Source organism: Paenibacillus sp. ACRRX, assembly GCF_022346885.1.
Classification (GTDB): domain Bacteria; phylum Bacillota; class Bacilli; order Paenibacillales; family Paenibacillaceae; genus Paenibacillus_B.
The window spans coordinates 1,242,515-1,256,290 of the sequence record NZ_JAKRNK010000001.1 but is presented as its reverse complement, the minus strand read 5'-3'; the positions used below and the strand labels follow the sequence as shown (position 1 = coordinate 1,256,290).

General features: G+C 43.2%; 11 protein-coding genes. All 11 read right to left on the bottom strand.

The annotated features are described in order from the left end of the window. Window positions 1-40: 40 nt before the first annotated feature. Entirely contained in the window at window positions 41-574 is a 534-nt protein-coding gene (locus MH117_RS05690) for a DoxX family membrane protein (RefSeq protein WP_239327660.1), read from the bottom strand. Between the two features lie 467 nt (window positions 575-1,041). Then, window positions 1,042-1,968: an EamA family transporter RarD gene (gene rarD, locus MH117_RS05685; protein WP_239327659.1), complete on the bottom strand. Its 927-nt coding sequence runs from the start codon at window positions 1,966-1,968 to the stop codon at window positions 1,042-1,044. Between the two features lie 106 nt (window positions 1,969-2,074). Beyond that, the gene (locus MH117_RS05680) at window positions 2,075-2,770 is read right to left on the bottom strand and encodes a phosphatase PAP2 family protein (protein WP_239327658.1); all 696 of its coding nucleotides are present in this window, start codon (window positions 2,768-2,770) and stop codon (window positions 2,075-2,077) included. Beyond that, window positions 2,767-3,927 (bottom strand): FtsW/RodA/SpoVE family cell cycle protein, encoded by a 1,161-nt coding sequence (locus MH117_RS05675; RefSeq protein WP_239327657.1) that lies wholly within the window; start codon window positions 3,925-3,927, stop codon window positions 2,767-2,769. Before MH117_RS05675 ends, MH117_RS05680 begins: the two co-directional genes overlap by 4 nt. 98 nt (window positions 3,928-4,025) lie before the next feature. Then, window positions 4,026-4,556 carry a hypothetical protein gene (locus MH117_RS05670; RefSeq protein WP_239327656.1) on the bottom strand — a complete coding sequence of 177 codons (531 nt, stop codon included), beginning with the start codon at window positions 4,554-4,556 and terminating at the stop codon, window positions 4,026-4,028. A gap of 56 nt (window positions 4,557-4,612) precedes the next feature. Continuing rightward, the gene (locus MH117_RS05665; protein WP_239327655.1) at window positions 4,613-6,046 is read right to left on the bottom strand and encodes a sensor histidine kinase; all 1,434 of its coding nucleotides are present in this window, start codon (window positions 6,044-6,046) and stop codon (window positions 4,613-4,615) included. Continuing rightward, window positions 6,039-6,743, bottom strand: coding sequence for a response regulator transcription factor (locus MH117_RS05660; RefSeq protein WP_239327654.1), 705 nt, complete (start codon window positions 6,741-6,743; stop codon window positions 6,039-6,041). The genes MH117_RS05665 and MH117_RS05660 overlap by 8 nt, the downstream gene beginning before the upstream one ends. A 257-nt stretch (window positions 6,744-7,000) precedes the next feature. Beyond that, entirely contained in the window at window positions 7,001-7,654 is a 654-nt protein-coding gene (locus MH117_RS05655; RefSeq protein WP_239327653.1) for a helix-turn-helix transcriptional regulator, read from the bottom strand. A 119-nt stretch (window positions 7,655-7,773) separates the two neighbouring features. Beyond that, a complete protein-coding gene (locus MH117_RS05650) occupies window positions 7,774-8,388 on the bottom strand; it encodes a superoxide dismutase (protein ID WP_239327652.1) in 615 nt (204 codons plus the stop codon). 221 nt (window positions 8,389-8,609) lie between these two features. Beyond that, entirely contained in the window at window positions 8,610-11,753 is a 3,144-nt protein-coding gene (locus MH117_RS05645) for a hybrid sensor histidine kinase/response regulator (RefSeq protein WP_239327651.1), read from the bottom strand. Between the two features lie 416 nt (window positions 11,754-12,169). Further along, window positions 12,170-13,720, bottom strand: coding sequence for a gluconokinase (gene gntK / locus MH117_RS05640; RefSeq protein ID WP_239327650.1), 1,551 nt, complete (start codon window positions 13,718-13,720; stop codon window positions 12,170-12,172). Between the last annotated feature and the right edge of the window lie 56 nt (window positions 13,721-13,776).

Below are 13,776 nucleotides of genomic sequence, written 5' to 3'. Positions count from 1 at the left end.
TCAATATCAATTAGCCGCAGGACAAATTATTAATTAAAATTTAATAGTTGTCAATCTTTTTTTGAAAAAGGATACCGGACACCGTTGCGGACGAGGTCTGTGTGAACGAGGATACTCCTCTCCATAGACGATCCAAGCTGAGTATGTAAGTACGTGTACCACAGAGAAGCAGACCAAAGGAACTCGTATAGAGAACAAGACTAATCACATTCATATTGCCAGACAAAATAAAGTTGATATGCATAAATAAGCAAATGAGAATACTCGGCAGCGTAAACAAACCAACGATCAACAATATCCCGACAGCGATTTGCACACAAGGGATCACATAGTTATAAAGATCTACATATGGCAAACACATCTGCTTGATAAACTGCTTGTATAGCTGCGGTACATGAGGTTTTGTTAAGGCCGTTTCTAAATAATGACGCAAAAATACGCTTGGCTGTCTAAACCAGCCTTTGTCCGTAATCTTCGTAATACCTGCCAATAACCACCCTACTCCAAAAGAAATTCGCATAAGCACAACTGCAAACGTAAAAAAGTGCTGCTTCCATACTTGTGAAAAACTCATCCAGTAAAACTCCTCTTCCGTTGTAATTGAAAACGATTCTTATTATCAATAGATTCAGTTCACTTGTCAATACGCCACTAAAATAAAAAACAGAACGGTTAGTCCCTTCATAATGAAGGTTTTAACTGTTCTGATTGCTTTTAATATTGTTTAATTTATAATTATTCAAAATATATACATTTTAGATCTATAAGTTTTATAATTCAGTAATTACTTATTTTGAAGTGTGTACACCCTACCCCAAACAAAATCAAAGACCACACCTACCTTTAAGGCAAGTTACACGCTATACAACTGCGTATCGGTTAACGCTGGTCCAAATTCAAATTAATAAATAGATCTAATAAATGGCGGGTATTTATTATATACATAAATTATTCATTTTATATACAAGCGATTCATCAGAAAAATAGGACCATCCATTTACTGAATGATCCTACCTTCAAATGAGACTTTAGCTGCTATAATTACTGAGCATTAAGCCTGCTTTCTGCCTTTCGGCGCAGCATTTCTCTCGATCGCGATACAGAAAAGAGCAGCAGTGCAAGCCAAATGAGTATAAAAGCAAACAATTGTGGTTGGCTGAAAGGTTCATGAAATAAGAACAAACCTAATAGCAGCATAATCGTAGGCGCAATATATTGAAGAAAACCAACTAATGTAAATGATATTCGCCGTGCCCCGGCTGCAAATAACAACAATGGAATCGCAGTTACGATACCTGTTCCCATGAGAAGTAAAATGGTTGACATATCCTGATCCCACATAGAGACCCCGCTGTGATCAAAAAAGAGTAGGAAAATAAGGGCAAAAGGTGCAATGATCAGCGTCTCTATCGTTAACCCCGCCCATGCTCCTACCCCTACTTTTTTCTTAATCAGACCATAAAAGGAGAAGGTTGCAGCTAATGTTAAGGCTGCCCACGGGAATCTTCCGTAATAAACCGTGAGACAAAGCACACCAACGCCCGCAATAACGACAGAAGCCCATTCTATTTTGTTTAAACGTTCCTTCAAGAAAAAGGTAGCTAGAAATACGTTCAGCAAAGGGTTGATATAATAGCCCATACTAGCTTCAAGGACATGGTCACTTTTAACAGCAAAAATAAATACAAGCCAATTCACACTAATGAGCATTGCGGCCAATATCATACTAGTAGCTTGTCTTTTATCGGTAAACACAGCTTTAATCTCTGCCGTTACTCCTTTTAATTTGCCTGCCGCAAGCAGAACAACAACCATAAAGACTAACGACCAAACGATGCGGTGAGCCAACACCTCTTCGGCAGGGACCGAACCGATTGATTTCCAATAGATTGGTAATACTCCCCACATCAGATACGATAATCCGGTTGCAAGCACCCCCATCGAATACGGGCTCTGCTTCATGTTCATGATGATCCTCCACTCCAACTATCGATATAATATGTAAATGATGACTCTACTATATCAAAATTTATATAGCTTGGGGGAATCATTTTATGTGCCTTCATATCGATGCCTAAATCTGCAGCATCTTATGTGTTGGACCAATTTGACTTTTCTTATACCATTGAAAACATTGGATCATTATGGTTAGCCATAAGCCGCTTGCCAGCAAGGCACCTATAATGTCGCTAGGAAAATGCGCGCCTAGATACACACGGCTAATACCAATCATGGCAACTAGCAAGCAGTTGAATATAACAAGCAAAATACGGCCCGCTCGTGAAGTCAAGTGCCCCCAAAACAGAAACGTGATCGCACCATACAGCGCAAGCGCCCCCATCGTATGACCGCTCGGAAAACTGTAACCCTTCTCCTCTACCAAAAGATGAATGATCGGACGTTCCCGTTGAATCAAATACTTTAATATTTGATTCCATATTGCGGCACCACCTAATACACTAAATAAGAACAAAACCTCAATCCGAAGTCCTAACCCAAAGTACAACAAGCCTCCTGCAATTAGCCCCAGCAGCACCGCTAGTTTAACCGAACCTATTGCAGTAACCACTTTCATTACTCCGGTCAGACCAGTAGACTCAAAACTTTGCACAAATGCTGCCATATTCAGATCGTATTCGTGAACAGCTCTACAATTAATTCCGATTGAGAGTGCCCCTAGAGCTGTGAAGAGTAACACACTTAATCCAATCAAGAAACGGTTCGAAATGTAATAACGTTGAATAGATTTCACTTGCTGTCCTTCTTTCATTTCGTAGTATTGGTGACAGCAGCCTCAACCCTCACTGGGATGTCTAATAGGAATTCGTCCTTATGAAGGTGAACACTTAAGACGAATCCCATGGCCACCATATTTGTAAGTAATGCACTTCCCCCATAACTAATAAAGGGCAGTGAGATTCCAGTTAGCGGCATTAAGCCAATATGCATACCAATGTTTACAAAAATTTGGAATACTAGTATACCCAAAATACCGAGAACAAGGTACGCTCCGCCAATATCCCTGCATTGCTTCACAATAAGCACCATTCGATAAATTAACATGAAATAACACAATAGCAGGGTAGACGATCCCAAAAATCCATAATGCTCCCCGATAACAACAAAAATCGAATCCGAATATGCATAAGGAATAAAGCCACGGCGCAAGTAAAACCCCATATTGCCGCTCAGTCCACCAGAACCGATCGCATTCATCGCGTTATTTACATGCCATGCCTTGTCGGCATCACTAGTTGGGTCTAGAAACGTCTGAATCCTCGATAATTGATGGGGCTGCACAATTTTCGCTAACAGTTCTTGATCGGTATAATACAACCAGCATATCAAGCCAATTGAAATTGTGATCACACCCATGCAGAGCAGCATATACATAGCACGTATATTGCCAATCCATAACATGCTAAGCAATACGCCAACAAAGACAAGCGCCGTCCCCAAATCTGGCTGCTTCAAAATCAAGAGCAGAGGGATAAGAAATACGATGCAGATTGGTAATAAGTCTTGTAAAGGACGAAGACTTTCGCCAGCACGCTTACTTAATAAATAGGCTGCAAGCATAACCGTTGCCAATTTCATCATTTCTGAAGGTTGAAGTTGAAAACCTCCAATACTTAGCCAACGAATTGCTCCATTAATATTTTCACCAGTAAACATCACAACAACGAGCAAGCCAATTCCTACCCCATACAGCACATAAGACAGCTTGGATATAAGGATTCGATAATCCACAAGCCCGATACACAGCATCGGAATGCAAGACAGGGCAACCAATACAATGTTGTTTACATGTAAACCATGTAAAGCCGTATTGGCAGTTGCTTCATAGATAGCGATAGTGCCGATCACATGAAGACAGAGCAGCGTTGCCAGCATCCATTTGTCCATATTCCAGAGCTTATTAAGCATGATTATCAGCAGCCTTTGTCCGGGTATATCCCAAAATGCTCATCAAAAAAGCTCCCCTCTCAGAGAGCTTACAATGATCATCTGTGTATCGAAACAGATTACTCTCCTTGGTCCAAGTCAGACGGCCCACGGTATCCCTTTTGCTTCCATAGTTTAATGTCATTGTCCCTCCATACGTAGATATCAAGTCCTTTTTCTTCCCTGCCCAGGCTCCAACCCAGCATAATGTCGGACGTTCCGTCCTGATCCGCATCTCTAATAGCTGCGTAATCCAAGCCGTACCCCGATCCCGCTGTGTCCCAGATGATACGCCACTTATTTCCGTGCTGCTTAAACAAGGCTGCCTTAATCAGCTTCTCGTTACGGGTGCTCTCTTCATACACCACAACAGCTTCATCAACGCCGTCTCCATCCACATCTCCGTACGAAATACCACTGCTTCCTGTCCCGTGAGCAGAGTTCACCACCTTGGAGCCCTCAGGTAATAATTCTCGAAAGCTTGCATGAGGGAATATTACATTTCCTGAAGGTGGATTAATTAGGTCCTCTGGGGCAGCAGGCATTCCACAGCCGCTTAACCAGCATAATGATGCTATCGACATACCTGCCAAGATTCGTCTTCCTGTCATTTGGATATTGACCTCGCTTGTCAACGTTCTAATGTTATTGTATACAGACATCTCGTCTAAAAGGTTATGAAATCGTTAAAGTTCTTGCTATTGCTTCGCGGCAGACAAATATGAACTTTAGTACCGTGTCCCGGTATACTATCGATCAAGAGCTCGCCTTGGTGCAGCTTGATGATCTCTGCACATATGGACAAGCCAAGACCACTTCCTGCTCTCTTGTGCGTTCCCTTGTAGAACTTGTTTAACACGTGATCTATGTCTTGCGGATCTATCCCTACACCAGAATCTTCAATAGTAATGACAATTTGTTCCAAAGATGAGTGGGTGTATATTTGAATGTGACCTTCAGCTTCAGTAAATTTTAGCGCGTTGTCCAATAGATTAATCAATACTTGCTTTAATCGATTCTCATCGGCGAGAATCATTTCCTGATTTTGATCTGCTTTCACTTCCAGTAGAATGCCTAGTCTCGCAGCCCTTGGTGCCAATTGTGCACTTATATGGCTCAGCAGTGCGGACAAATGAACTGGAGCACGAGTCAACTCGATGCGACCATTATCCAGCTTGGAGAGATCTAATAATTCATCAACCAGCTGAGTAAGCCTGTCTGTTTCCGATTCAATGATGTCCAACCCTTCTGTAAGGAGCTGCTGACACTTAGTGTTATCTGGCTTTAATGTGACCACCCAGCCTTTAATAGAGGTTAACGGTGTTCGAATTTCGTGGGAGACTGATGAAATAAAATCATTTTTGAGCTGCTCGTTGCGTGTTATTTTAACAGCCATCGTATTTAACGTATCTGCCAATGTGCCGAGCTCATCCGCGTATCGTTTCTTTGCTCGAACCGTAAAGTCCCCTTCCGCCATTCGATCAGCTGCCAGCTTCAGGTCTCGAATGGAGCTCGTAATCATACGTGAGAGTACAACGCCCAATCCAGCAACGATGACAATCACTATTAAACCGACACTAATAAGCATTGTTGTAATGTACCTGATGGTTGCCATCGTTTCTGTAAGAGAGGTAATAAATCGAACGACACCTACTGTAGTCTGCTTGGCTTGTAGCGGATAAGATACGGCCATCACAAGTTCATTTGTAAGTGGATCTCGCCCCTTCCATACTCCTGCCTCTCCGTATTGTGCCTTCCCCAGGTCCGGAAATTGGAGCCGAGTCAGCAGCTTGTATGACCCTTCTGAGGAATCTTGAAGGAGCATCCCCCTTGAGTCAATAATTTGTACTTGAGCCGTGGTATTTTCAGCAAACCCTTTGAGCAGCCGTTCAGACTGCTCTACGATATTTTCGTCAGCAAAATAATGATGAAAGAAAGAAGCGGATATTTCCGCTTGATTGGCTAAGATGCGTTCCACGTTGTTTACGTAATAATAACGAACTGCCGTTATTAGCAATACTTCCAAAATAAATACTGTAATGAAGATAACGATGAAATAACTTCCAACTAGTCGTTTTTGGATGCCAAAGTGTTTAATCATCTTTTCTCCAGCGATACCCTCTTCCCCATACTGTTTCGATAAGCTGGGGCTTGGAGCAGTCGTCTTCAATTTTTTCCCTCAGTTTGCGAACGTGTACATCTACCGTCTTTGGGTCACCTACAAAGTCTTCTCCCCACACTAGATTCAGCAGATCATCACGAGTTAGAGCCATGTTCGGATGCTCCAAAAATACGCGCATCATGTGGTATTCTTTGGGTGTTAATTCAATTGTACAGTCATGCTTATACAATTGATTAGCATCCAGGTCTAGTCTGATCGCACCGGAGGTCAGCACAGTTCTCGTCGGAATTGCTGCATGCTGCGTGCGACGCAGCACCGTATTAATTCTGGCCACCAGTTCAAGCGGATTAAATGGTTTAACGATGTAGTCGTCAGCCCCAAGTTCCAACCCCCTAATCTTGTCCAGATCTTGACCTCGTGCTGTTAGAAAAACGATGACGACATGTGGATCTATCGCCCTAAGTTCCTTGCAAATGTGAAAACCGTCCATGTCAGGCAGCATTATATCGAGAACAATAACATCTGGCTTACTTTCCTTCAGGCACTCCAGTGCTGTCCTCCCCAGAGCAGACTCTGTGACGGTAAACCCGCTTCGCTCCAGGTTAATCGTAATAAAACGTCTAATATGAGCATCGTCTTCGACAATATGCACATGATTCCGTGGTATGGTCGTCATAGCGCCTCCTAATAACCATGTATTTCAAACTTATAATGTGAAATTATACCTAATAACATAAAATACCCTCTAGTATAACTAGAGGGTACCTCCAAACACATCAACTTATCCGTTTCCACAAGTTGAGTGTTGCCATTTATACATAAAAGATTACTTCCGATGGTATCCCTATATGTCAACAATGTCAACCAAACCGGCAGCTTCATCTTTTAGGCGCTTCACATCATCCGACGCTATCCCTCGATTATCCGCCAGCATTACGTGTCTCTTTTTGTAAACTGATATAGACATTTAGTGTCTCCATCCGCAATACATTGCATCCGCTTCACGTCTGCATCTAGCAAACTTCCAAATAGAGCAAGCTCACAAGCACATGCTTGTCGATAACGAAGTGCAACCTGGGACACTGGACAATTGGCTTCTTCAAACGAATACGAACCGTCCAGATTCTTTTCTAACGTGACCATATATCCTTCTTTGTCCTGGATCGCAGCTAATGTTGCTATGCGCTCTTCAAAGCCTCGACCTAACATCGCCGTTTCGTATTTACGCTCTATCCGATTCCTCCTTTGTTCAAATAACTGATTGATATAATCTTCCCCAAACAATTGGTCAATTTCATCCATTAGTTCTGTAGCAAGAACATCGTATTGATGCGGAAATAACTGCTCAGCTGCTATTGTTAACTGATATACAAAACTGGGCCTCCCAACACCAACATGCTCGCACTGCTTGCTGATCCGGACATATTTCTCTTTCTGCAGTGCAATCAAGTGTCTGCGCACAGCCATTCCTGTTAATTCCAACTGTTCCGACATTTGTTGAATGCTTGCTGCGCCAAGCTTTTTCAACAACAATACAATATCTCGCCTAGTTGAGGAAAAGCGTAATGCAGCAGCATGATCGTGCATGGATATCCCTCCTTCTGCTTAATCGCGATCTGATGCCGAGTTGAGACTATTGCTGTCAAGACATTCTCCGATTGCCCTGTTTATTCTAGGCTGTAAAGACATTTACACCACTGTAGCTCCTATCGAATGGATTCGTTATAACGTCGGTTTACTTCTTCCCAGTTCACTACATTCCACCAGGACGACACAAAGTCAGGACGTTTGTTCTGATACTGCAAATAATAGGCATGTTCCCACACATCAACGACGAGAATCGGTGTCTTCTGCTCCATAAGTGGAGTGTCCTGGTTGGCAGTGCTCATCACTTCCAACTTCCCGTTATGCACAACAAGCCACCCCCAACCGGAGCCGAACCGACTTAATGCCGCTGCTGTTAATTCGTCTTTTAATTGCTCGTAACTCCCAAATTGCTTTTCAATGCCTTTGGCAATATCGCCATATGGTTGACCGCCACCGATTGGACTCATAATAGACCAATACAAACTGTGACCATAATGTCCTCCACCATGATTACGCACGGTGGAACGGATATCCTCCGGAATCTCGTCCAAGTTACTCAGTAATTCCTCGATTGTTGCATGTTGGAATTGGGGGTAACTTTCCAACGATTTATTTAAGTTTGCAACATAAGCTGCGTGATGCTTGCCGTGGTGAATTTCCATGGTTTTAGAATCCAAATATGGCTCTAACTCGTCATATGCATAAGCCAATTTTGGTAGTGTAAAAGGTCCCATTGTAGTATTCTCCTTCCAAGTTGATTCGTTTGATCACCCTAAGTTTACTAGAATAAAACAATTTTGTATACTGTCAATTTTGTTTCCTTAGGTAAACTTTTTTTGTTTTAGAGTAATCTTCCCTTTAAAAATAAGAAAGAGAGAACGCATCTATGCGTCCTCTCTTATAGGGGTGTGACATTACTAAATTTACTCATGCCAAACTTAATAATCCATTATACCTATTTCTTAATACGGAAACTAATCGTTGTTCCCTGACCTGACTCGCTTTTCACCGTCAAACCTTTGCCGTTAAGCTGCTTCAACCGCTGATGTGTATTAATGAGGCCAATACCACCCTTGTGACTTGGATGTTTTTCAAGCAAATACTTCATCTTATCAGACGCAATGCCTACACCATCATCCTCGACCGAAACTTCAGCTTCCAAGCCGTGTGTTCTTATCCGAATCCAGATCGTTCCTCCTTTGGAACGCTTCGCAATGCCATGTCTGACTGCATTTTCCACGAGAGGCTGAATCGACAACGGGAGAACTTGAAACTCAATTCCATCCTCTATATCCCACTCCACGTGAAGTCTATCATCATAACGTTCTTGTTCTATCCATAAATAGGAGCGAACCAGCTCAAGTTCATGTTGTATCGAAATCAGCTGCTCGGCGTTGCGAAAGTCAAAACTAGCACGTAGATAGTCACTAAATGCTTGCAGCATCATCCTCATACGTTCCAGATCAAATTCACTTAGCGCCACTATGGCATTAAGCGTGTTAAACAAAAAATGCGGCTGAATTTGCGATTGGAGCCACGCGGCTTCCATTCGAAGCTGTTCGTTTACGGACTTACGAATTCCAGTCAGCGAATATACACGGCTTCTCAATTCCGCCGCATCTACTGGCTTCGTGACATAATCATTAGCGCCTGACAGGAAGCCGGATTCGATGTCCTCTGTCCGACTGCGCGCTGTCAGCAGCAGAATGGGCAGCTCCGTTAAGGAATACCGCTTCCTTATCGAGGCGGTCAACTCGTAGCCGGACATACTAGGCATCATGACGTCAATGATAACAAGATCCCACTCATTAGTCTCCAATTGTGTTAATGCCTCTTGAACACTGGTTGTAGTAAACATATCGTATTGTGATGGCGACAGCACACTGCTCAATATGTTTAAATTAACGGGATCATCATCTATTGCTAGTACACGAGGCCGACCTGGCGGAAACAGCGAGATCGGTATGCAATCTGTTAAGCAATCCGTTGCTGCGGCTTCTGGGTTGTTTACAAGAATCCTTGTTACTGATCCTACTGATTTTGCTGCTGCTTGATGTTCCTTGAGGGTATCAATTGCACCATCTACAGACAGCGTCGTTGTCCCATCTTCTTCTACACCTTGATTTGCAATCGGTAGTGTAAAGGTAAATGTAGTGCCTTGCCCTACGACCGAGCTAACAGTGAGCTCTCCTTTATGGAGTTCGATCAGCTGCTTACTTATGCTTAATCCAAGTCCCAGCCCCCCTGCACTGCTGCTTTCATCCGCATTTCCTTGTTCATAGGGCAGGAAAATAGTATGTAATAAGTTTTCATCAATCCCGACTCCGGTATCCGTAATAGAGATAAATGCCATCTCTCCTTTGATGCCTGCCTGAACGGTTATCGTGCCCTGATCGGTAAATTTCACGGCATTATGCAGCAAATTAAAAAGTACTTGAATGATACGGTTCTCATCTGCTGTAACGAATGGAAAAGTATCCGGGATTTGAAGTACAAGTTTTATCGGCTTGCCCTCTGCCATTATGCGCATCATATCTACTGCGCCCACAGCAACAGATCGGATACTAAAAGTAGAAACATGCAGTTTTACTTGACTTTCCTTCAGTCGTGTAATATCAAGTAAATCATTTAACATCAACGACATTCGTTTACCGACGGATATCAACAACTTTAATTTCGCGCGATTGGCTTCTATGTCCTTTAAATTCTCGTTTTCTAGGACGGTCTGTGCAATCGTAAGTATGCCGTGCAGCGGGTTGCGGAGTTCATGTGACGTATTCACCAAAAAGTCATCTTTGCGCTTATCCGCTTCTTGTAGTTGTTCCGCCAGTCGGGATGATTGCTGCGCACTACGTAAATATCGCTTAAACCAAAATAAGGAGAAGGCGATAAAGCCCGCAATAACATCAACGGGATAATAACCCATTTCCATCCATACTGTATTTTTAACGACACCCCAAATTATATTTGCTGTAACTGCCGTTGTGCCAAGCAGCAAATATATGGCATCCGTATCCCCTCTGCAAAGTGCGCGAAATGACATTACAGGTACAAACAAATACGGGAAAAGCACTATAATCGTATGGATATAATCTACTACGATGTTCATAGGGAAAGGCTGCAATATAGTACATAGTACAAACGCAGCACACACCATCATATAACCACGCAACCATTTACGCCGCAAATACAAAAAAGATGCTGGTAACAAATGATGGACATAATGGAGCAAGCTTAACGCTACACCCAAAAAAGAGAGATAATACAACTTGTGCATCCATTCAAATGATAGTGACAGCCCATGTAACAATAGTCGATCATCATCAATTAATATCGCCATGATTGCAAATAGGTTCAAGAGAGCAAAGGAAAGCAAAGCTTTATGTCGAATTCCGATTGCGAACATAAGAACGGGATATAAAGCGTGTAAAAGAAGAATTAAGCATACCGCTAATTGACTGCCGATTGATAACCATTCCACGTTACGGATAGCTTGCTCACTGCCAAGCTTAACAGACCCAAACAGGCCACCCGTCATACGGTCGTCATAATTGGCCGCTTGAATCACTATTTCAAGCTCGCGTTGATCCGTTGTGAAGGTGACTGTATACGGAACATTACGAGCGATATAATCATTTGCACGGGTTGCCGGTTGACCCGCATGCCCCATTAAACGGCCATTCACATACACCGCGGACGATGATGACACACTCGGCACTCTAATGCTGTAGAGCTGCTGCTTGGAAGTTGGCATAAGTAAACGCAGGCGATAGGAACCATACCCAAATGTCGAGTCAGTCGCGTTGGATATTTGTGCACTCCAATTGCCTGGTACTTGTATGGGCACGCCTTTATTGGGCGTAAACGGGACATCATCAGCTCGATTGTTCGTATACAAAAACCGATGCGGGTAGAACTCCCATTCACCGTTTAAGGATACGGACTGATTCTGTCCGACTTCCCAATATCGCAAATCGATTAGTCCTTGTTGTGCCATCGGATGTACCGCAGGCGCAGTAAGGAAGATCCAGCACAAACGGATACCCGTAAGGAATGCTAGAAATATACCGATAAGTAGAAACACTTTTTTCTTTGTCATAGGGCAATGGTAGCCGGAGGCGAATAAGGTGTCAAGCACCAAATTAGGGACTATCCCCCATCTCCATCAAGCTAATCGTTTTTATATACCCCTTAACTGAAAATTTTCTAATTCTACAGCCAGCTACTTGGAGTAGTCAGCTCATTTTTTTGTTTTGATGACACTTATTGTTCTCAAGCTGGTGGACATGGCAGACAACCCTGAGGTTAAATAAATTCCAATGTTGAAACAAGATGTGTCGTATTTTACATCTATATATTTGATGGAATTTTACATACAAATCCCACTAATTTGCGAATAAATATACAAAAAAAGGGTAAGAGATAACAATAACTTGTTATCTCTTACCCTTAATGATGTAAGGAGGCTAATGCAGCCTGCCCGTAAATCCGTAAATTATTTAAAGCAATACCGCTCTATTCGACGTCAAACAACTTTTGTTGAAATTTCGATATCGCGGCATATTCTTCTTCCAACTTGCGAGGGATCGAAATAAATATCGGTAGCAGTTGATGATACAACTCCGCATGTTCCTTAATAGGCTTATGCTGATGAGTAGCACCTACCATGTCGGATACGATATCAAAGGAATCGATGCGACCTATCGCATATAAACCTAGTACGACTGCTCCTAGACAGGAACTTTCGTAACTTTCCGGTACGATCACTTCCTGATCAAATATATCAGCCATGATCTGGCGCCATAAGGCTGAACGAGCAAACCCTCCGGTAGCATGAATCTTCCGCGGACGCCCGATGCGCTCTTCCATCGCCAGCAGTACAGTGTAAAGATTGAAAATAACGCCTTCAAGAACTGCACGGATCATATGTTCTTTGCGATGATGCATCGTCAAACCAAAGAAGGAGCCGCGTGCATCTGCATTCCATAATGGCGCACGTTCACCAGTCATGTACGGATGGAACAACAAGCCATCCGCTCCTGGACGTACCTGTTCCGCGATACTTGTCAGCAGATCATAAGCATCGATGCCCAGCCGCTTGGCTGTTTCTACTTCTGCTGCTGCGAATTCGTCACGGGCCCAACGGAACAGCATGCCCCCGTTGTTAACTGGACCGCCAATAACCCAGTGCTTGTCGGTCAAAGCGTAACAGAAAATGCGGCCTTTAGGGTCCGTAACGGGTCGATCGATAACGGTACGAACTGCTCCACTCGTTCCAATTGTTGCCGCGACTACCCCAGGCTCAATAGCATTCACGCCAAGGTTAGAGAGCACACCGTCGCTCGCCCCAACAATAAACGGAGTGGCAACTGTCAATCCCATTGCTGCCGCATGCGTCGCATCAAGTCCTTGCATTAAATGAGTTGTCGGTACTATTTGCGACAATTGGCTGCGCTGAATACCTGCAATACGCAGTGCTTCTTCATCCCAATCCAGATCATTCAAGTTCATCATCCCGGTTGCGGATGCAATCGAGTAATCCACTACATACTCATGAAACAGCTTGGCAAACACATATTCTTTAATTGAAATAAACTTGGCTGATTGACGAACAAGCTCAGGCTCCTCTGCACTCAAATACATCAACTTCGTAAGTGGAGACATGGGATGAATAGGCGTGCCGGTCCGTAAATATAATTCATGGCCGTTCAGCTCCTGTTTCAACCTCATGGCATAATTACTGCTGCGATTATCTGCCCACGTCATACATGGTGTGAGCGCCTTGCATGTACCATCTACTGCAATAACACTGTGCATTGCCGAACTAAACGAGACAAACATGATATTCCCCGGGCTGACTGCACTTTCCGCCATAACCTGCTTCACGGTGTGAATGACCGCTTCGAAAATAAGCTCCGGGTCCTGCTCCGCTATCGTCGCATTCGGTGTATATAAAGGATAGCCCTTGCTGCTCTTTGCTACTACCCGTCCATTTTCTTCGAATAGTACAGCCTTTGTGCTTGTAGTCCCAATATCAACACCGATCATATAATTAATTATACTCATTGGTAAACCTTCTTTCCCGCTATCCTACTTGTTCATTCTCTTGTTGTACCTGTTGT